Genomic DNA, 20279 nt, shown 5'->3' with positions numbered 1-20279 from the left:
CTCAGATCTCGCCGCGCAGCTTGGCCAGCGCCTCGGCGAGGATCGCCTCGCCGTCGGCGTCGGTGCGCCGCTCCCGGACGTAGGCGAGGTGGGTCTTGTACGGCTCGTTGCGCGAGGGCGCCGGCGGGTTGTGCTCGTCCTGCCCGGCCGGGAAGCCGCAGCGCGGGCAGTCCCAGGTGTCCGGGATGACGGCCTCGGCGGCGAAGCTGGGGCGCGTCTCGTGCTTGTTGGCGCACCAGAAGGAGATCCTGTTGCGCGGAGCGGACTCGCCGCGCTCCGCCTCCCCCATCGGGCCTGCCCCGACCCTGCTCCCACGGATGGCGTTGCCACTTGCCACGGTCTGACTCCCTGCGTGCTGGTGCGCCGACCCGCCGCGGTGCGCGTCGGTGGCGAAAGTCGTCCTAGTGTAAGCAGGACTTAAGCCTCCGCCACCATCGCCTCCGCCCCCGACCGTCCCAGGATAGGCGCTCGGGCGACGGGGCGTCAGGGCTGCGTCAGCTCTTGTACTTCAGGACCAGGCCCAGCGCCATGATGGAGGCGAACCAGCCGATGCCGACCACGATGGTGATGCGGTCCAGGTTGCGCTCGGCCACCGCCGAACCGCCACCGGTGGACATGGCACCGCCACCGAACATGTCCGACAGGCCGCCGCCCTTCCCCTTGTGCAGGAGCACCAGCAGGATCATCAGCAGGCTGAAGATGATCAGGGCAATCGAGAACCCGAGAACCACGACCGGACCAACTCTCTCGTATCTTCGGCGACGGGGCCGGACCGCTGTCGGCGGTCCGGCCCCAAAGCCTACGTTGCTGCGGCGGCGTTAGCCTACTGCCTGCTCACGGTAGCGCACGATCTTGACGAACTCGTCGGCGTCCAGCGAGGCACCGCCGATCAGGCCGCCGTCGATGTCGGGCTTGGCCATCAGGCCGGCCGCGCTCGACGACTTGACCGAACCGCCGTACAGCACACGGACCTTGTCGGCCAGCTCGGCGCTGTACAGCTCGGCCAGGCGGACCCGGATCGCGGCGCAGACCTCCTGCGCGTCCTCCGGGGTGGCCACCTCGCCGGTGCCGATCGCCCAGACCGGCTCGTAGGCGACCACGATCGACTCGGCCTGGTCCGCCGGGACGCCCTCCAGGGCGCCGTCCAGCTGGGCCAGGGTGTGCTCGACGTGGGTGCCGGCCTTGCGGATCTCCAGCGGCTCGCCGATGCACAGGATCGGGGTGACCCCGGCCCGGTAGGCGGCCTTGACCTTGGCGTTGACGATCTCCTCGTTCTCGCCGTGGTACTGGCGGCGCTCCGAGTGGCCGATCACCGCGTAGGTGCACTGGAGCTTGGCCAGCATCGGTCCGGAGACCTCGCCGGTGTAGGCGCCGCCGTCGTGCCGCGAGATGTCCTGCGAGCCGTACTTGATCTTCAGCTTGTCGCCGAAGACCAGGGTCTGCACCGACCGCAGGTCGGTGAACGGCACCAGGACGGCGACCTCGACGGCCTCGTAGTCCTTGTCGGCCAGCGCGAAGGCCAGCTTCTGGGTGTGCTGGATGGCCTCGAGGTGGTTGAGGTTCATCTTCCAGTTGCCCGCCATCAGCGGGAGACGCTCAGTCATGTGTTTCTCAGTCCTCCAGGGCGGCGAGACCGGGAAGGGTCTTGCCCTCCAGGTACTCGAGGCTCGCGCCACCGCCGGTCGAGATGTGTCCGAAGGCGTTCTCGTCGAAGCCCAGGATGCGGACGGCCGCGGCGGAGTCGCCGCCACCGACCACGGTGAACGCGTCGCTGTCCAGCAGGCCCTGCGCGACGGCCTTGGTGCCGTTCGCGTAGTCGGGGTGCTCGAAGACGCCCATCGGACCGTTCCAGAACACGGTGCCCGCGTCGGCCAGCTTCGCCGCGTACAGCTCGCGGGTCTTCGGGCCGATGTCCAGGCCCTCCTGGTCGGCCGGGATGGCGTCCGAGGAGACGATGTCGTAGGTCGCCGGGGTCTTGCCCTTGAGGTCCGGGAACTCGGCCGAGACCAGGACGTCCACCGGCAGCACGAACTCGACGCCGCGCGCCTCGGCCCGGGCCAGGTACTCCAGGCAGACCGGGATCTGGTCCGCCTGCAGCAGCGAGATGCCGACCTCGTGGCCCTGGGCCTTGAGGAAGGTGTACGCCATGCCGCCGCCGATCAGGATCCGGTCGGCCTTCTCCAGCAGGTTGTCGATCACGCCGAGCTTGTCGGACACCTTGGCGCCGCCGAGCACCACCACGTACGGGCGCTTGACGTCCTCGGTCAGCTTCTTGAGCACGCCGACCTCGGTGGCGATCAGGTCGCCGGCGGCGTGCGGCAGCAGGGCCGGCAGGTCGTACACCGAGGCGTGCTTGCGGTGCACGGCGCCGAAGCCGTCGCCGACGTACAGGTCGGCCAGGGCGGCCAGCCGCTCGGCGAAGGCCTTGCGCTCGGCGTCGTCCTTGCTGGTCTCACCGGCGTTGAAGCGCAGGTTCTCCAGCAGCGCGACCTCGCCGCCGGACAGCGCGGCGACGGTGGCCGTGGCGGACTCGCCCACGGTGTCGGTGGCGAAGGCGACCGGCTTGCCGAGGATCTCGCCGAGCCGCTCGGCGACCGGGGCGAGCGAGAACTGCGGGTCCGGCTCACCCTTGGGGCGGCCGAGGTGGGAGGCGACGACGACCCTGGCGCCGCGCTCGACGAGCTTGGCGATGGTCGGCGCCACGGCGCGGATCCGGCCGTCGTCGGTGATCCGGCCGTCCGACAGCGGGACGTTCAGGTCGGCGCGCACGAAGACGCGCTTGCCGGCGACGTCCAGGTCTTCGATGGTCTTCACGGGTTCTTCTGTCTCCTGGGGAGATGGTTGATGCGCAGAGGCGGCACGGCGCAGGGGCCGCCTGAGAAGTCCTTGTACGCAGAACGAGGGCCCGGTCGGCACGTTGTCGCCGTCCGGGCCCTCGCCCCTACATCACGTCAGCTCCCACTGCGTCAGAGCTGGCCACCGACGAGGGTGACCAGGTCCACGACGCGGTTCGAGTAGCCCCACTCGTTGTCGTACCAGCCGAGCACCTTGACCTGGTTGCCCTGGACCATGGTGAGCTGCGAGTCGAAGATGCAGGAGGCCGGGTCGTTGACGATGTCCGACGACACGATCGGGTCCTCGGTGTAGGCCAGGATGCCCTTGAGGGAACCCTCCGCCGCCTTCTGGAAGGCCGCGTTGACCTCCTCCTTGGTGACCTCGCGCTCCAGGGTGACGACCAGGTCGGTGATCGAGCCGGTCGGGACCGGGACGCGCAGCGAGGTGCCGTCCAGCTTGCCCTTCAGCTCCGGCAGGACCAGGGCGGTCGCCTTGGCGGCACCGGTCGAGGTCGGGATGATGTTCTGCGAGGCCGCACGAGCACGGCGCAGGTCCTTGTGCGGGAAGTCCAGGGTCACCTGGTCGTTGGTGAACGCGTGGACGGTGGTCATCAGACCCTTGACGATGCCGAAGCTCTCGTTCAGCACCTTCGCCATCGGCGCCACGCAGTTCGTGGTGCAGGAGGCGTTAGAGATGATGTGGTGGTTGGCGGCGTCGTACTTCTCGTCGTTGACACCCAGGACGATGGTGACGTCCTCGTCGGTGGCGGGCGCCGAGATGATGACCTTCTTCGCGCCGGCGGCGAGGTGCTTCTTCGCGGCCTCGGCCTTGGTGAAGATGCCGGTGGACTCGACGACGATGTCGACGCCCAGGGCGGCCCACGGCAGGTTGGCGGGGTCACGCTCGGCGGTCACCTTGAAGGTGTGGCCGTCGACGGTGATGCTGTCCTCGGTGTGCGAGACCTCGGCCTGGAGGGTGCCCAGGGTGGTGTCGTACTTGAGCAGGTGAGCCAGGGTCTTCGTGTCGGTGAGGTCGTTGACACCGACGATCTCGATGTCCGCGCCCTGGGCCTTGACGGCGCGGAAGAAGTTGCGGCCGATGCGGCCGAAGCCGTTGATGCCTACCCGGATCGTCACGAACCGATCTCCTCGTTAGGTACGCCGGCGCTGAGCCGACGGGGATGAGATTTGGGAAGTCCCCGACCGCCTACGACCCTACCTCTCCCGACCCTGGGAGGGCACATCGCGCCACCTGGCAAGACGTGGCGTGGCGCGTTCCGGGGCCCTCCGTCCTTGCCCCTCCGGGCCGTTGGTCCTGGTCAAGTGGTCTTGACCAATTTCGGATCCCCGTCCGACCCCCGTCCGACCCCGGACACGACGACGGCCGGTGCCCGGAATCCGGACACCGGCCGCTGCTACTCGCCCGCTCGCCTCCGGGGCGCTCTGACCCGGCGCCGACGGTCGGCTCTCCCTCGCTCGCTTCTCCCTTTCGGCACCGGCGCGCCCCTTCGACTCGGGGCGGTCCGGTCATCGACCGCGAACGATCAGTTGAGCGCCATCTCGTCGGTCAGGTTGGCCTCGGTGCTCGGCAGGCCCAGCTCGGCCGCCCGCTTGTCGGCCATCGCCAGCAGGCGGCGGATCCGGCCGGCCACCGCGTCCTTGGTCAGCGGCGGGTCGGCGAGCGCGCCCAGCTCCTCCAGCGAGGCCTGCTTGTGCTGCATCCGCAGCTGGCCGGCCGCCGCCAGGTGCTCGGGCACCTCCTCGCCGAGGATCTCCAGCGCGCGCTGCACCCGGGCGCCGGCCGCCACCGCGGCGCGGGCCGAGCGGCGCAGGTTGGCGTCGTCGAAGTTGGCGAGCCGGTTCGCGGTGGCCCGGACCTCGCGCCGCATCCGGCGCTCCTCCCAGGCGAGCACCGACTCGTGCGCCCCCAGCCGGGTCAGCAGCGCGCCGATCGCGTCACCGTCGCGGATGACCACCCGGTCCACCCCGCGCACCTCGCGGGCCTTGGCCGGGATGCCGAGCCGGCGGGCCGCGCCGACCAGGGCCAGCGCCGCCTCCGAGCCGGGGCAGGTGATCTCCAGCGAGGAGGAGCGGCCCGGCTCGGTGAGCGAGCCGTGCGCCAGGAAGGCCCCGCGCCAGGCGGCCTCGGCGTCGCAGGTGGCCCCGGAGACGACTGCCGGGGGCAGGCCCCGGATCGGCCGGCCGCGGCCGTCCACCAGCCCGGTCTGGCGCGCGAGCAGCTCGCCGTCCTTGACCACCCGGACGACGAAGCGGCTGCCGCGCCGCAGGCCGCCGGGCGCCATCACCACGAGGTCGGAGGAGTGCCCGAAGATCTCCAGCAGGTCCTTGCGCAGCCGCCGCGCCGCCGCGCCGGTGTCCAGCTCCGCCTCGATCACGATGCGGCCGCTCACGATGTGCAGCCCGCCCGCGAACCGCAGGATCGCCGACACCTCAGCCTTGCGACAGCAGGCCCGGGTGACCGGGAGCCGGCTGATCTCGTCCTTCACCGCTGGAGTCATCGCCATGGCCCGATCCTTCCATGTGTCCGGAAAATCCGGTCGTACGCGGCTGCCAACAGCTCCGGGTCGTGTCGCGGGGTGCCGTCGGTGCGGGCCACCGTGCCGAGCACCAGTGCGGCACCCATCCGCTCGGCGGCCTTCTCCAGTCCGGCCAGGTCCGCCTGGCCGAAGGCGCCGCCCGTGACGGCGCGCTCGTCCACCAGGATCGCATCCACCGCGAGGTCGGGAGCGTGGTCGGCGATGACCTCCAGGTGGCGCTGCGGGGTGAAGCCCTCGGTCTCCCCGGGCTGCGGGGCCAGGTTCAGGGTGAGCAGGCGGCGGGCGCGGGTCTCCACCAGCGCCTTGGCCAACTCGGGCACCAGCAGGTGCGGCAGCACGCTGGTGAACCAGGAGCCGGGGCCGAGCACCACCCAGTCCGCCTCCCGGACCGCCGTGACGGCCTCCGGGACGGCCGGCGGCCCGTCCGGCAGCAGCCGGATCGACTGCACGGTGCCGGGGGTGACGGCCACGTCGGCCTGGCCGCGGACGGCGGTGAGCTCGGCCGGGCGGTCCGGGTCGTGGCCGCGCACGGTGGCCTCGATGTCCAGCGGCACCGCCGACATCGGCAGCACCCGGCCCTGGACGTTCAGCAGCCGGCCGACCCAGTCCAGCGCCGCGACCGGGTCGCCGAGCTTCTCCCACAGCGCCACGATCAGCAGGTTGCCGACGGCGTGGCCGCCCAGCTCGCCGTTGCCGGTGAAGCGCTGCTGGATCACCTCGGACCAGGTGCGGCCCCAGTCGTCGTCCCCGCACAGCGCGGCCAGCGCCTTGCGCAGGTCGCCGGGCGGCAGCACCCCCAGCTCCTCGCGCAGCCGCCCGCTGGAGCCGCCGTCGTCGGCGACGGTGACCACCGCGGTGAGGTCGCTGGTGAGCCGGCGCAGCGCGGACAGCGACGCGGACAGGCCCTGCCCGCCGCCGAGCGCCGTGATCCGGGGGGCCGGATTGGCCCGGGCGGGACTGCTCCGCGGCCGACCCGGCGACGGGCCGGCCGCCCGCTCCGCGGTCCTGCTCTGCAGCTGTCGCCCGGGCACGTATCCCGCCACAATCACCTCGCGTTCCTCGGCCCCGCCACCGGCTCCGCCGGCGGCCCGGCAGGGAAGGCGGCGGTTACTCCCGACCCATGTCACGGTGGACGAGCACCGTCTCGACTCCGTCGGCGATGAGACGCTTGGTCAGACGCTCGGACATGGCGACGCTACGGTGCTTGCCACCGGTGCAGCCTACGGCAAGCGTCATGTAGCGCTTCCCCTCCCTGCGGTAACCCTCGGTGACGATGCGCAGCAGCTCGGCGTAGCCGTTCAGGAACTCGTTGGCGCCGGGCTGCTGGAACACGTAGTCGGCGACGTCCGAGTCGGTGCCGGTACGGGCCCGCAGCTCGGGCACCCAGTGCGGGTTCGGCAGGAAGCGGCAGTCCACCACCAGGTCGGCGTCGACCGGCAGGCCGTACTTGAAGCCGAAGGACATCACGGTGGCGCGCAGCTCGGGCTCGTCGTGGTCGGCGAACTGGGCGTCCAGCTTGGCGCGCAGCTGGTGCACGTTGAGGTTGGAGGTGTCGATCACCAGGTCGGCCTCGCCGCGCAGGTCGCGCAGCAGGTCTCGCTCCTGGGCGATGCCGTCCACGATCCGGCCGTCGGCCTGCAGCGGGTGCGGGCGGCGCACGCTCTCGAAGCGGCGGACCAGTGCGTCGTCGGAGGAGTCCAGGAAGACCACCCGGAGCCGGACGCCGCGCTTCTCCAGCTCGTCCAGCGAGGTCAGCAGGTCGTCGAAGAACTGGCGGCCGCGGACGTCCACGACGACGCCGATCCGGGCGACGTTGCCCTGGGAACGGGCGCCCAGGTCGACCATGGTCGGGATCAGGGCCGGCGGCAGGTTGTCCACCACGAACCAGCCCAGGTCCTCCAGGCACTTCGCGGCGGTGGAGCGGCCGGCTCCGGACATGCCGGAGATGATCACCAGCTCCGGTGCGTTCTCGGCCACGTCTGACACGGTCACTTCGGTTCCCCGCTCTCGGTCTTTCTGCTGGGGAGAACGCGCACGGCACGGCCGCCCTTCCCCGTCCCGGACAGTCCGGCGGGGTCGGGGCGCGCCGACAGACGGGCGGCGTCGGCCGTCATGGCGTCTCCTGGGATGGTGCGGTCTGGGGTGCTGCGGCCACCGGCTCGGCGGCCTCGTCGGCCCCGTCCTCGATGATCTCGCCGGTCGCGGTGTTGACCGCGGGTGCGGCGGGTGTACGGGACGACAACGCCGCCGCAACAGTTTCCGCGGTGCGGCGCCCGATGCCGGGTACCGCGCAGAGTTCGTCGACGGTGGCGGCCCGGAGCCTCTTCAGCGAGCCGAAGTGCTTGAGCAGCGCCTGGCGGCGAGTCTCGCCGAGGCCCGGGACGGAGTCCAGTTCCCCGGCGGTGAGTCGCTTGGAACGCTTGGCGCGCTGGTAGCCGATCGCGAAGCGGTGGGCCTCGTCGCGGACCCGCTGGAGCAGGTAGAGGCCCTCGCTGGAGCGGGGCAGCACGACCGGGTCGTCCTCGCCGGGCAGCCAGACCTCCTCCAGGCGCTTGGCGAGGCCGCACAGCGCGACGTCGTCGATGCCGAGTTCCTCCAGCGCCCGCTGGGCGGCGGCGACCTGGGGCTGTCCGCCGTCGACCACCAGCAGCTGCGGCGGGTAGGCGAAGCGCTTGGGGCGGCCGTCCTCGGTGCGCGGTCCGTCGCCCGGCTGGTCCTCGTCGGGCTCCTCCGGGACGGCCCACTCGCCGGTCTGCTCGCGCTCCTGGAGGTAGCGGCGGAAGCGGCGGCTGATCACCTCGTGCATCGAGCGGACGTCGTCCTGGCCCTCGAAGCCCTTGATCTGGAAGCGCCGGTACTCGCTCTTGCGGGCCAGGCCGTCCTCGAAGACGACCATGGAGGCGACCACGTCCTCGCCCTGGAGGTGGGAGATGTCGTAGCACTCGATCCGCAGCGGGACGGAGTCCAGTTCCAGCGCGTCGGCGATCTCCTGGAGGGCGCGGCTGCGGGTGGTGAGGTCGGAGGCGCGCTTGGTCTTGTGCAGGGCCAGCGCGTGCTGGGCGTTGCGCTGCACGGTGGCCATCAGGTCCTTCTTGTCGCCGCGCTGCGGGATCCGCAGGTCGACCTGGCTGCCGCGCAGTCCGCTGAGCCATTCCCGGACGGGGGCGGCCGGTTCGGGCAGGGCGGGGACGAGCACCTCGCGCGGGACGGACTCGTTGCGCTCGTCCGGGCCGGCGCCGCCGTAGAGCTGCTGGAGGGCGTGCTCCACCAGGCCGGCGGTGTCCACGTCCTCGACCTTGTCGGTGACCCAGCCGCGCTGGCCGCGCACCCGGCCGCCGCGGACGTGGAAGATCTGGACGGCGGCCTCCAGTTCGTCCTCGGCCACGGCCAGCAGGTCGGCGTCGGTGGCGTCGGCGAGCACGATGGCGTTCTTCTCCATCGCGCGCTTGAGGGCGCCGATGTCGTCCCGCAGCCGGGCCGCCTTCTCGTACTCCATCTCGACCGCGGCCTCCTGCATCTGCTCTTCCAGCCGGCGCAGGTAGTTGCCGGTGCGCCCGGCCATGAAGTCGCAGAAGTCCTCGGCCAGCGCCCGGTGTTCGTCCGCGGAGACCTTGCCGACGCAGGGCGCGGCGCACTTGCCGATGTAGCCGAGCAGGCAGGGGCGGCCGACCTGCCGGGCGCGCTTGAACACGCCGTTGGAGCAGGTGCGGACGGGGAAGACGCGCAGCAGCAGGTCGACGGTCTCGCGGATGGCCCAGGCGTGCCCGTAGGGGCCGAAGTAGCGCACGCCCTTCTTGTGCGCCCCGCGCATCACCTGGACCCGCGGGTACTCCTCGTTGAGGGTGACGGCGAGCTCCGGATAGCTCTTGTCGTCGCGGTACTTGACGTTGAACCGGGGGTCGAACTCCTTGATCCAGGAGTACTCCAGCTGGAGCGCCTCGACCTCGGTGGCGACCACGGTCCACTCCACCGAGGCGGCGGTGGTGACCATGGTCGCGGTGCGCGGGTGCAGGCCGGCGAGGTCCTGGAAGTAGGACGACAGCCGCGGCCGCAGGCTCTTGGCCTTGCCGACGTAGATGACCCGGCCGTGGGCGTCACGGAACTTGTAGACGCCCGGGGAGGTCGGGATCGCGCCCGGCGCCGGGCGGTAGGTGCTCGGGTCAGCCATGGGTCCACCGTACCGAGTTCGGCTGCACGTCGATCAACTGCTTCAGCTCGGAGTGACCTTGAGGTTCCCGCCCTCGACCGTGACGGCGTAGGAGGGCAGCGGGCTGGGGGCCGGGCCGTCCTGCACCGCGCCGTCGGCGATGGCGAACCGGCTGCCGTGGCAGGGGCACTGGATCTGCTGGTTCTTGACCTGGTCCACGACGCAGCCGGCGTGGGTGCACTTGGCGCTGAACGCCTTGTACTGGCCGGCGGTCGGCTGGGTGACGACGATCTTCTGCTCGCGGAAGACCTTGCCGCCGCCCTCCGGGACGGCCGAGGCGGGGCCGAGGTCCACCGGGCCCTTGGCGGCGCCGCCGGTGTCCGAGGAGCCGGCGGACGAGCCGCAGCCGGTGACCGCCACGGTGCCGCCGGCCGCCAGCACGGCCGCGGCTCCGCAGAGCAGGGTGCGCCGGGAGGTGGCGGGGCTGGTCTCGGGGGCCTCGGACATCGGTGCGCTCCTACGGTGTGCTGCTGCTGCGAGGGACCACGGAAGTCTATGCCGCACCCGCCCCGCCGCTCCCGGGATGTCCGGGGGCGGCGGGACGTCCGGGAGCGGCAGGGCGGGCAGGAGCTACTTCTTGGCCGCGGCGGCCCGCTTGCCCGGGGCCTTCTTGACGGCCGCCTTGGCCGCCGGGGCCTTGGCGGCCGTCGCGGCGGCCGCCTTCTTGGCGGCTGCCTTCTTCGCGGGCGCCTTCCTGGCGGGCGCCGGGACCGGGGCGTCGGCGAAGTCGCCCGGCAGGATGTCCCGCAGGAACTTGCCAGTGTGGCTCTCCGGGAAGGCCGCGATCTGCTCCGGGGTGCCCTCGGCGACCACCGTGCCGCCGCCGGAACCGCCCTCGGGGCCCATGTCCACGACCCAGTCGGCGGTCTTGATCACATCGAGGTTGTGCTCGATCACGATCACCGTGTTGCCCTTGTCCACCAGCCCGCTGAGCACCTTGATCAGCTTGCTGATGTCCTCGAAGTGCAGGCCGGTGGTGGGCTCGTCCAGCACGTAGACCGTCCGCCCGGTGGAGCGCTTCTGCAGCTCGGAGGCGAGCTTGACGCGCTGCGCCTCGCCACCGGAGAGCGTCGGCGCGGACTGGCCGAGCCGGACGTAGCCGAGGCCGACGTCGTTGAGCGTCCGCAGGTGGCGGGCGATCGCCGGGACGGCCTCGAAGAAGGCCAGCCCCTCCTCGATCGGCATGTCCAGCACCTCGGCGATGGACTTGCCCTTGTAGTGCACCTCCAGCGTCTCCCGGTTGTACCGGGCACCGTGGCACACCTCGCACGGGACGTAGACGTCCGGCAGGAAGTTCATCTCGATCTTGATGGTGCCGTCGCCGGTGCAGTTCTCGCAGCGGCCGCCCTTGACGTTGAAGGAGAACCGGCCGGGCAGGTAGCCCCGGACCTTGGCCTCCTGGGTCTCCGCGAAGAGCCGGCGGACGTGGTCGAACACCCCGGTGTAGGTGGCCGGGTTGGAGCGCGGGGTGCGGCCGATCGGCGACTGGTCGACGTGCACCACCTTGTCCACCAGGTCGGTGCCGGTGATCCGGGTGTGCCGGCCGGGCACGCTGCGGGCGCCGTTCAGCTCCCGGGCGAGGTGGGTGTAGAGGATGTCGTTGACCAGCGTCGACTTGCCGGAGCCGGAGACGCCGGTGATCGCCGTGAAGGTGCCCAGCGGGAAGCCGACCGTGACGTCCTTGAGGTTGTGCTCGCGGGCGCCGTGCACCGTCAGCTGGCGCTTCTTGTCCCGCTCGCGGCGGGCCGCCGGGATCGGGATGGACCTCTTGCCGGAGAGGTACTGCCCGGTCAGCGACTCCTCGTTGGCCAGCAGCCCCTTCAACGCGCCGGAGTGCACCACCTTGCCGCCGTGCTCACCGGCGCCCGGGCCGATGTCCACCACCCAGTCCGCGGTCTTGATGGTGTCCTCGTCGTGCTCGACCACGATCAGGGTGTTGCCGATGTCGCGCAGCCGCACCAGCGTCTCGATCAGCCGGTGGTTGTCGCGCTGGTGCAGGCCGATGGACGGCTCGTCCAGCACGTACAGCACGCCGACCAGGCCGGAGCCGATCTGGGTGGCCAGCCGGATGCGTTGGGCCTCGCCGCCGGACAGGGTGCCGGCCGCGCGGTCCAGCGAGAGGTAGTCCAGGCCGACGTCGACCAGGAAGCGCAGCCGCTCGTTGACCTCCTTGAGGACCCGCTCGGCGATCTGCTTGTCCCGGTCGTTGAGCCTCATCGCGCCCAGGAACTCGGCGCAGTCGCTGATCGACATCGAGGAGACGTCGGCGATCGACCTGTCCTCGACGGTGACCGCGAGCACCACCGGCTTGAGCCGGGTGCCCTGGCAGGTCGGGCAGGGCACTTCGCGCATGTAGCCCTCGAAGCGCTCGCGACTGCTGTCGCTCTCCGCCTCGGTGTGCCGGCGCTGGATGAACGGGACGGCGCCCTCGAAGCCGGTGCTGTACGAGCGCTCGCGGCCGAAGCGGTTGCGGTAGCGCACCTCCACCTGGTGCTTGTGCCCGTACATCAGCGCCTTCTTGGCGCGGGCGGGCAGCCCGGCCCAGGGGATGTCGGTGCGGAAGCCGAGCTCCCCGGCCAGCGCGTCGATCAGGCGCTGGAAGTACTCCTTGGCGTGCCCGGCCGACCACGGGTGGATCGCGCCCTCGTCGAGCGAGCGCTCGACGTCCGGCACGACCAGCTCCGGGTCGACCTCCATCCGGTTGCCCAGGCCCGAGCAGTCCGGGCAGGCGCCGAACGGCGAGTTGAAGGAGAACGAGCGCGGCTCCAACTCCTCGAACGACACGTCGTCGTACGGGCAGTAGAGGTGCTCGGAGTACATCCGCTCGCGCTCCGGGTCGCCCTCGGGGAGGTCGACGAAGTCGAGCACGACCATGCCGCCGGACAGCCGCAGGGCCGTCTCCACCGAGTCGGTGAGCCGCCGCTTGGCGCTCTCCTTGACGGTCAGGCGGTCGACGACCACCTCGACGGTGTGCTTCTCCTGCTTCTTGAGCTTCGGCGGCTCGGCGAGCTGGACCGTCTCGCCGTCGACCCGGGCGCGCGAGTAGCCCTTGGACTGGAGGTCGGCGAAGAGGTCGACGAACTCGCCCTTGCGCTCGCGCACCACCGGGCTGAGCACCTGGAACCGGGTGCCCTCGGCGAGCTCCAGCACCTTGTCGACGATCGCCTGCGGCGACTGCTTGGCGATCGGGCGGCCGCAGTGCGGGCAGTGCGGCTTGCCGATCCGGGCGAACAGCAGGCGCAGGTAGTCGTAGACCTCGGTGATGGTGCCGACGGTCGAACGGGGGTTGCGGTTGGTGGACTTCTGGTCGATCGAGACGGCCGGGGAGAGGCCTTCGATGAAGTCGACGTCGGGCTTGTCCATCTGCCCGAGGAACTGCCGGGCGTAGGAGGACAGCGACTCGACGTAGCGGCGCTGGCCCTCGGCGAAGATCGTGTCGAAGGCGAGCGAGGACTTGCCGGAGCCGGAGAGGCCCGTGAAGACGATGAGGGAGTCGCGGGGCAGGTCGAGCGAGACGTTCTTGAGGTTGTGCTCGCGAGCACCGCGGACGATGAGGCGGTCGGCCACTGCTTCTGGCGCCTTTCTCCGGACGAGAGGGCTTGCGGTGTGTGGGGTGTTCTTCTTCCAGGATGCGGCAGCCAGCCTATAGCTCAGACGTTCGAATCTCGACTTCGTCCAGTGGAGTCCACCCGAACGAGTGACAGCGCCCGCCGGACCGTCCGTACCCGGACCGAAAAACCCCTGCTCAGGACCGGGAACCGGGCGGTAGCGTCGGCTGGTCAACGAGCGAAGCCCCCTCCGGGCAACGCACCGCCCCGTACAGAAGGCAGATCCGATGACCGACCCGCAGTCCGCAGCCGCGATCGCCGCCGAGCACCTGGCCCTGGTGGAGGACGGCACCCGGGCCCTGCTGGAGACCGTCGCCGGGCTGGCGCCCGAGGCCCTCGCCGAGCCCTCTGCACTCCCCGGCTGGACCCGCGGCCACGTACTCGCCCACGTCGCCCGCAACGCCGACTCCCTGGTCAACCTGCTGACCGGTGCCCGCACCGGCACCGACATCCCCCAGTACGCGAGCGAGCAGGCCCGCGAGGACGGCATCCAGGAGGGCGCCGCCCGCCCGCTGGAGGCCCAGCTCGCCGACCTGCGCGAGTCCCACGAGCACTTCCTGGCGGCCGTCGCGCTGATGACCCCCGAGGACTGGGCCGCCGAGGTGCGCCACCGCTCGGGCGCGGTCTTCCCGGCCTGCGACCTCGTCTGGAAGCGCCTCGGCGAGCTGGAGTACCACCTGGTCGACCTGGACGGCGGCTACACCCCCGCCCACTGGCCGGAGGTCTTCGCCGTCACCGAGTTCCGCAAGCTCGCCACCAGGCTGGCCGGCGCCGACCTGCCCGCCGTCGAGCTGGTCGCCGAGGACACCGGGGACAAGGGCCTGATCGGCACCGGCGGCGCCGCCCTCACCGTCCGCGGTCCCGTCCGCGCCCTGCTCGCCTGGCTCTCCGGCCGCTCCGCCGGCACCGACCTGCCCCGCACCCCCGACACCGCCCTCCCCCCGCTTCCCCCGCTGGGCTGAGGGCGCGAGGATGATCCCGAACCCAGTTTCAGTCGGACCCTGACGAGGAGCGGACGGATGACGTACCACGGAGCGGTCAAGGTCGGCGGGCCGCCGGACGTGCGCGAGCTGGCCCACCTGATCATCAGCAAGGTGGCCGTGGGCCCGTACGACAACAACGCGTACCTGCTGCGCTGCCGGGCCACCGACGAGCAGCTGCTGATCGACGCGGCCGCCGACGCCCCGGTGCTGCTGGAGACGGTCGGGGACGCCCTGGCGACCGTCGTCACCACCCACCGGCACCAGGACCACTGGGGGGCGCTGGCCGAGGTGGTCGCCGCCACCGGCGCCCGCACCGCCGCCGGGGAGCACGACGCCGAGGGCATCGACGTGCCGACCGGGCTGCGGCTCGCGGACGGCGACACCCTGCGGGTCGGCGAGGTCGGGCTGACCGTCCGGCACCTGGTCGGGCACACCCCGGGCGCGATCGTGCTGGTCTACGACGACCCCCAGGGCCACCCGCACGTGTTCACCGGCGACTGCCTCTTCCCGGGCGGCGTCGGCAACACCTGGGGCGACCCGGCGGCCTTCGACAGCCTCTTCCGGGACGTCAACGAGAAGGTCTTCGACGTCCTGCCCGACGAGGCCTGGGTCTACCCCGGCCACGGCAACGACACCACCCTCGGCGCGGAGCGCCCGCACCTCGCCGAGTGGCGCGAGCGCGGCTGGTAGCCCGCCCCCGGACGCGGCGGGACCCCGCGCCGCAGTGCGCGTCGCGGGGCCCCTCCGCGTTGCCGCCCGGGCGGGGTCAGGCGTCCAGCTTCTCGGACTCCCGCTCGGCCTGCTCGGCCTTCTTCGAGGCCATCAGGCTGGTCACGGTGGTCACGGCCAGCACCACCACGATGAAGCCCAGCGAGAACGGGATGCCGATCTCCGGGACGTTCGCACCGGCCTCGTGGGCGGCGTGCAGCACCAGCTTCACGCCGATGAAGCCGAGGATCACCGACAGGCCGTAGCTCAGGTGGACCAGCTTCTTGAGCAGCCCGCCGATCAGGAAGTACAGCTGGCGCAGCCCCATCAGGGCGAAGGCGTTGGCGGTGAAGACCACGTACGGGTCCTGGGTGAGGCCGAAGATGGCCGGGATCGAGTCCAGCGCGAACAGCACGTCCGTGGTGCCGATCGCCAGCATCACGATCAGCATCGGGGTGATCAGCCGGCGGCCGTTCTCCCGGACGAACAGCTTGGTGCCGCGGTAGTCGTCGGTGGACGGGAAGCGCCGGGTGATCGACTTGAGCAGCCGGTTCTCCTCGAACTCCTCGTCCTCCTCCTCGGCCCGGGCCTCCTTGATCAGCTTCCAGGCCGTCCAGATCAGGAAGGCGCCGAAGATGAAGAACACCCAGGAGAACTGGGTCACCAGCGCCGCACCGCCGGCGATGAACACCGCCCGCAGCACCAGCGCGATGATCACGCCGAACATCAGCACGCGCTGCTGGTAGATCCTGGGCACCGCGAACTTGCCCATGATCAGGATGAACACGAAGAGGTTGTCGACACTGAGCGACTTCTCGGTGATGTACCCGGCGAAGAACTCACCGGCCGGCTGCGCCCCGGAGTGCCACCAGAGGAAACCGCCGAAGAGCAGCGCCAGCACGACCCAGACGGCCGTCCAGATCCCGGCCTCCTTGATCGAGACCTCGTGCGGCTTGCGCCCCCCGATGAAGAAGTCCGCCACGATCAGTGCGATCAGCACACCGATCGTGGTGACCCACATGGTTACGGAAACGTCCACTACTGCTCCTCCGGCAGGTAGGCGAGACAGTCATCGTCACTGCCGGAGGTCTCTTCCGCCCGTCGGGCCAGCGCCCCGGGATGCCGCGACGGGCATCCGTGATGACGGGGTCGGCTGTCGAGGAATACTCCCCTCCGCTGCCATCGAGAGTAACAGGACGGGCAAGGAAAGGTAAAGAAGGTAAAGAACCGTCAGAGGAAGGGCTCGATCGCCGGCAGCAGGTCCTGGAAGGTCCGCCCCTTCGCCGGGGCGCCGATCGCCTGCATCTCCCAGCCGCCGTTGCCGTCCCGGACCACCTTCGCCATGATCTGCCCGGTGTGCGGCCCGCCGCCCGCCAGCTCGTACCGGGCCAGCTCCACCCCGGTCGCCTCGTCCACCAGCCGGCAGTGCGCCTGGCTCACCTCGGCGAAGGTCTGCCCGGTGTACGAGCTGACCGTGAACACCACCTGGGTGATGTGCGGCGGCACGTGCAGCAGGTCGACCAGGATCGCCTCGTCGTCCTCGTCCCCGGAGCCGCCCTCCAGGTTGTCCCCGGTGTGCCGCACCGAGCCGTCGGTGGACTCCAGGTGCTGGAAGAACACCACGTCGGACGGGGTCCGCTCGGCGTACAGCAGGGCCGAGGCATCCAGGTCGATCTTCCTGGTCCGGCTGCCGAACAGGCCCCGCTTGGGCGCGGCCTGCCAGCCCAGCCCCATCCGCACCACGGTCAGGGCGGCGCCCGCCCCCTTCTGGAGGCTGACCCGCTGCCCCTTGGCAAGGTTCACCGACACGACGTTGTCCTCTCTGCCGGCCGCGCGGTCGCTGCCGCACGGCTCCCCGGTGGAACACCCCGTCGCCGTCCCCCGGCTGAGGCCCCCTCTGCTACCGGCCCGCGACCCCGTCCCGGAGGCGCGATGCCGCAGGCCAGCCTAGGGCCTGCGGCACCCGCGACTCCTCCGGGTTACCCGGTTTGTGGCAAGGATGAGACACCGCGGGGCTTGACCGGTGCCGAACCGGCCAAGCCCCGCACGGCGGGCCTCAGGCCACACCGGCCTCGCGCATCTGCCGCAGCTCCTTCTTCAACTCCTTGACCTCGTCGCGCAGCCGCGCCGCGACCTCGAACTGGAGGTCCGCGGCGGCCGTGTGCATCCGGTCCGTCATCTCCTGGATCAGCTCCGCCAGCTCGGCGGCCGGCAGCGACTTGGCCGGCTTGCGCTCCGCGCCCAGCGCCGGCACCGGGGCCTTGCCCTTGCCCTGGCCCCGGTAGCCGCTGGAGAGCAGCTCGTCGGTGTCCACGTCCTCGCGGGCGAGGGTGTCCAGGATGTCGCCGATCTTCTTCCGCAACGGCTGCGGGTCGATCCCGTGCTCCTTGTTGTAGGCCTGCTGCACGGCCCGGCGCCGGTTGGTCTCGTCGATCGCCTTCTCCATCGACGGGGTGATCCGGTCCGCGTACATGTGCACCTGGCCGGAGACGTTGCGGGCCGCGCGGCCGATCGTCTGGATGAGCGAGGTGCCCGAGCGCAGGAAGCCCTCCTTGTCCGCGTCCAGGATCGCCACCAGCGACACCTCGGGCAGGTCCAGGCCCTCGCGCAGCAGGTTGATGCCGACCAGCACGTCGTACCGGCCCGCCCGCAGCTCGCGCAGCAGCTCCACCCGGCGCAGGGTGTCCACGTCGCTGTGCAGGTACCGGACCCGGATGTCCAGGCCCAGCATGTAGTCGGTGAGGTCCTCGGCCATCTTCTTGGTCAGCGTGGTGACCAGGACGCGCTCGTTCCTCTCGACCCGCTTGCGGACCTCGTGCACCAGGTCGTCGATCTGGCCCTCGGTCGGCTTGACGATCACCTCGGGGTCGATCAGGCCGGTCGGGCGGATGATCTGCTCGACCTGGCCGTCGCCGCGCGACAGCTCGTACGCGCCGGGCGTCGCCGACAGGTACACCGTCTGGCCGATCCGCCCCAGGAACTCCTCCCACTTGAGCGGGCGGTTGTCCATCGCCGAGGGCAGCCGGAACCCGTGCTCGACCAGCGTGCGCTTGCGCGAGGCGTCGCCCTCGTACATCGCGCCGATCTGCGGGACGGTGACGTGCGACTCGTCGATGACCAGGAGGAAGTCCTCCGGGAAGTAGTCCAGCAGGGTGTTCGGCGGGGAACCGGGCTCGCGGCCGTCGAAGTGCATCGAGTAGTTCTCGACGCCCGAGCAGGTGCCGATCTGACGCAGCATCTCGATGTCGTAGGTGGTGCGCATGCGCAGCCGCTGGGCCTCCAGCAGCTTGCCCTGCTTCTCCAGCCTGCCGAGCGTCTGCTCCAGCTCCTGCTCGATGCCGGTGACCGCCCGCTCCATCCGCTCGGGGCCGGCCACGTAGTGCGAGGCGGGGAAGACGTAGATCTGCTCGTCCTGGCTGATGATCTCGCCGGTGAGCGGGTGCAGGGTGTACAGCGACTCGATCTCGTCGCCGAACATCTCGATCCGGACGGCGAGCTCCTCGTAGACCGGGAAGATCTCGATGGTGTCGCCGCGGACCCGGAAGGTGCCGCGGGTGAAGGCCACGTCGTTGCGGGCGTACTGGATGTCGACGAAGCGGCGCAGCAGCACGTCGCGGTCGATCTCCTGGCCGACCTTGAGCGGGACCATCCGGTCCACGTACTCCTGCGGGGTGCCGAGGCCGTAGATGCAGGAGACCGAGGCGACCACGATCACGTCGCGACGGGTGAGCAGCGAGTTGGTCGCCGAGTGCCGCAGCCGCTCGACCTCCTCGTTGATCGAGGAGTCCTTCTCGATGTAGGTGTCCGTCTGCGGGACGTACGCCTCCGGCTGGTAGTAGTCGTAGTACGAGACGAAGTACTCGACCGCGTTGTTCGGCAGCAGCTCGCGGAACTCGTTCGCCAGCTGCGCGGCCAACGTCTTGTTCGGCGCCATCACCAGGGTGGGGCGCTGCAGCTTCTCGATCATCCAGGCCGTGGTGGCCGACTTGCCGGTGCCGGTGGCGCCGAGCAGGACGACGTCCTTCTCCCCCGCCCTGATCCGCCGTTCCAGGTCGGCGATCGCCGCCGGCTGGTCACCGTTGGGCTGGAAGGGACTGACGACCTCGAAGGGCGCCACGGACCGCTCAATACTCGTGATGGGACGCACGCCTCCACCGTACGGCGCCCCACCGACAACCGACGCCGTTCCGATCAACCGCCCGGGCGGCGGGCGTTCACCCCAGCTTCTCGCTGTCGCGGGCCAGGGCGACCAGGCGGGAGACGGCGCGGAGGTACTTCTTGCGGTAGCCGCCGCGCAGCATGTCCTCCGGGAAGACCTGGTCGAAGGGCAGGCCGGAGGCGGTGACGGGCAGCTCGCGGTCGTACATCCGGTCGGCGAGGACGACCAGGCGCAGCGCGGTGGACTGGTCGTCGACCTGGTGCACGCCGCGCAGGCAGACCGCGCTGACGTCGTCCAGCAGCGCGCCGTAGCGGCTGGGGTGGACGGCGGAGAGGTGGGCGAGCAGGGCGTCGAAGTCGTCCAGCGAGGCCCCGGGGGTGCGGGCGGCGACGGCCTCGACGGTGTCGTCGGGGTACGGCGGCGGGGCGTCGGGCAGGCCGCGGTGGCGGTAGTCCTGGCCGTCGATCCGCATCGGGCGGAAGTGGGCGGACAGGCCCTGGATCTCGCGCAGGAAGTCGGCGGCGGCGAAGCGGCCCTCGCCGAGCTTCTCCGGCAGGGTGTTCGAGGTGGCGCACAGCTTGACGCCGTTCTCGACCAGCCGGCCGAGCAGCGTGGAGACCAGCACGGTGTCGCCCGGGTCGTCCAGTTCGAACTCGTCGATGCAGAGCAGGGTGTGCCCGGAGAGGGTCCGGACGGCCTGCTGGAAGCCGAGCGCGCCGACCAGGTTGGTCAGCTCGACGAAGGTGCCGAAGGCCTTGGGGCCGGGGGCGGCGTGCCAGAGCGAGGCGAGCAGGTGGGTCTTGCCGACGCCGTAGCCGCCGTCGAGGTAGACCCCGGCCGGGCCGGTGGGCGCGGGGGCGGAGCGGCGGAACCAGCTGCGCTTGGGCGCGGAACCGTTTCCCCCTCCGAGGGTGGCCGCGAACTGCTCCAGGACCTGGACGGCCTCGTACTGGCTGGGCTGGTTCGGGTCCGGGATGTACGTCCCGAAGCTCACGTCGGCGAACCGGGGCGGCGGGACCATCTCGGCGACCAGCCGCTCGGCGGGCACGACGGGGCGGCGTTCGGTGAGTGCGATCGGGGCGCCGGCCGGGCTCTCGGCGGCTATCGACTCGGTCGCGGGGGCGGGGCGGGAGGCTGCGGGCACGTTAGTAGAGGGTACGCCTGGTGCCCGCGCCCTCCGAACCCGCTCCCGGCCCCGGCCGGCCCCGCGGTGGAAGACTGG

The 20279-nt window shown here is 71.1% G+C and carries 17 protein-coding genes; 2 read left to right on the top strand and 15 right to left on the bottom strand.

Translation table 11 applies throughout. The annotated features are described in order from the left end of the window. Window position 1: 1 nt before the first annotated feature. From ACFXPX_RS02680 to uvrA, 11 genes are all read right to left on the bottom strand, one after another. Entirely contained in the window at window positions 2–289 is a 288-nt protein-coding gene (locus tag ACFXPX_RS02680) for an RNA polymerase-binding protein RbpA (RefSeq protein ID WP_030308030.1), read from the bottom strand. A gap of 205 nt (window positions 290–494) precedes the next feature. Further along, window positions 495–731, bottom strand: a complete 237-nt coding sequence (secG, locus tag ACFXPX_RS02675) for a preprotein translocase subunit SecG (RefSeq protein WP_350509343.1) — start codon at window positions 729–731, stop codon at window positions 495–497. Window positions 732–818: 87 nt separating this feature from the next. Further along, window positions 819–1604 carry a triose-phosphate isomerase gene (tpiA, locus tag ACFXPX_RS02670; protein ID WP_375888370.1) on the bottom strand — a complete coding sequence of 262 codons (786 nt, stop codon included), beginning with the start codon at window positions 1602–1604 and terminating at the stop codon, window positions 819–821. A 7-nt stretch (window positions 1605–1611) separates the two neighbouring features. Further along, window positions 1612–2814: a phosphoglycerate kinase gene (locus ACFXPX_RS02665; RefSeq protein ID WP_375888367.1), complete on the bottom strand. Its 1203-nt coding sequence runs from the start codon at window positions 2812–2814 to the stop codon at window positions 1612–1614. A gap of 152 nt (window positions 2815–2966) precedes the next feature. Continuing rightward, a complete protein-coding gene (gene gap / locus ACFXPX_RS02660; RefSeq protein WP_375888364.1) occupies window positions 2967–3971 on the bottom strand; it encodes a type I glyceraldehyde-3-phosphate dehydrogenase in 1005 nt (334 codons plus the stop codon). 407 nt (window positions 3972–4378) lie between these two features. Continuing rightward, complete coding sequence (whiA, locus tag ACFXPX_RS02655) at window positions 4379–5359, bottom strand: DNA-binding protein WhiA (protein WP_188308910.1); 981 nt, start codon at window positions 5357–5359, stop codon at window positions 4379–4381. Continuing rightward, window positions 5350–6435 carry a uridine diphosphate-N-acetylglucosamine-binding protein YvcK gene (yvcK, locus tag ACFXPX_RS02650; RefSeq protein WP_375888490.1) on the bottom strand — a complete coding sequence of 362 codons (1086 nt, stop codon included), beginning with the start codon at window positions 6433–6435 and terminating at the stop codon, window positions 5350–5352. Before yvcK ends, whiA begins: the two co-directional genes overlap by 10 nt. A gap of 64 nt (window positions 6436–6499) precedes the next feature. Further along, window positions 6500–7384, bottom strand: a complete 885-nt coding sequence (rapZ, locus tag ACFXPX_RS02645) for an RNase adapter RapZ (RefSeq protein WP_375888361.1) — start codon at window positions 7382–7384, stop codon at window positions 6500–6502. A gap of 118 nt (window positions 7385–7502) precedes the next feature. Continuing rightward, on the bottom strand, window positions 7503–9560 hold the full coding sequence (gene uvrC / locus ACFXPX_RS02640) for an excinuclease ABC subunit UvrC (protein ID WP_375888359.1): 2058 nt from the start codon (window positions 9558–9560) through the stop codon (window positions 7503–7505). A gap of 42 nt (window positions 9561–9602) precedes the next feature. Then, on the bottom strand, window positions 9603–10046 hold the full coding sequence (locus tag ACFXPX_RS02635) for a Rieske (2Fe-2S) protein (RefSeq protein ID WP_375888356.1): 444 nt from the start codon (window positions 10044–10046) through the stop codon (window positions 9603–9605). Between the two features lie 123 nt (window positions 10047–10169). Beyond that, window positions 10170–13166 carry an excinuclease ABC subunit UvrA gene (uvrA, locus tag ACFXPX_RS02630; RefSeq protein ID WP_380592759.1) on the bottom strand — a complete coding sequence of 999 codons (2997 nt, stop codon included), beginning with the start codon at window positions 13164–13166 and terminating at the stop codon, window positions 10170–10172. Window positions 13167–13434: 268 nt separating this feature from the next. Between uvrA and ACFXPX_RS02625 the strand changes: the two genes are divergently transcribed. Together ACFXPX_RS02625 and ACFXPX_RS02620 are read left to right on the top strand one after the other, a co-directional pair. After that, window positions 13435–14169 (top strand): maleylpyruvate isomerase family mycothiol-dependent enzyme, encoded by a 735-nt coding sequence (locus ACFXPX_RS02625; protein WP_380639326.1) that lies wholly within the window; start codon window positions 13435–13437, stop codon window positions 14167–14169. Window positions 14170–14226: 57 nt separating this feature from the next. After that, window positions 14227–14880 carry an MBL fold metallo-hydrolase gene (locus tag ACFXPX_RS02620; protein WP_380524182.1) on the top strand — a complete coding sequence of 218 codons (654 nt, stop codon included), beginning with the start codon at window positions 14227–14229 and terminating at the stop codon, window positions 14878–14880. A 76-nt stretch (window positions 14881–14956) separates the two neighbouring features. On the opposite strand, the gene ACFXPX_RS02615 is transcribed toward ACFXPX_RS02620, so the two are convergent. The 4 genes from ACFXPX_RS02615 to zapE all read right to left on the bottom strand — a co-directional run bounded on the left by ACFXPX_RS02615 (window position 14957) and on the right by zapE (window position 20162). Continuing rightward, on the bottom strand, window positions 14957–15937 hold the full coding sequence (locus tag ACFXPX_RS02615) for a TerC family protein (RefSeq protein ID WP_380524184.1): 981 nt from the start codon (window positions 15935–15937) through the stop codon (window positions 14957–14959). Between the two features lie 191 nt (window positions 15938–16128). Further along, window positions 16129–16707 carry a TerD family protein gene (locus tag ACFXPX_RS02610; RefSeq protein WP_360236073.1) on the bottom strand — a complete coding sequence of 193 codons (579 nt, stop codon included), beginning with the start codon at window positions 16705–16707 and terminating at the stop codon, window positions 16129–16131. A gap of 247 nt (window positions 16708–16954) precedes the next feature. Next, complete coding sequence (gene uvrB / locus ACFXPX_RS02605; protein WP_380524186.1) at window positions 16955–19045, bottom strand: excinuclease ABC subunit UvrB; 2091 nt, start codon at window positions 19043–19045, stop codon at window positions 16955–16957. Window positions 19046–19112: 67 nt separating this feature from the next. Beyond that, window positions 19113–20162, bottom strand: coding sequence for a cell division protein ZapE (gene zapE / locus ACFXPX_RS02600; RefSeq protein WP_380639425.1), 1050 nt, complete (start codon window positions 20160–20162; stop codon window positions 19113–19115). Window positions 20163–20279: the final 117 nt, after the last annotated feature.

Source organism: Kitasatospora sp. NPDC059146 (genome assembly GCF_042786665.1).
Classification (GTDB): Bacteria; Actinomycetota; Actinomycetes; order Streptomycetales; family Streptomycetaceae; genus Kitasatospora.
This window is presented reverse-complemented; position numbering and strand designations above follow the sequence as displayed.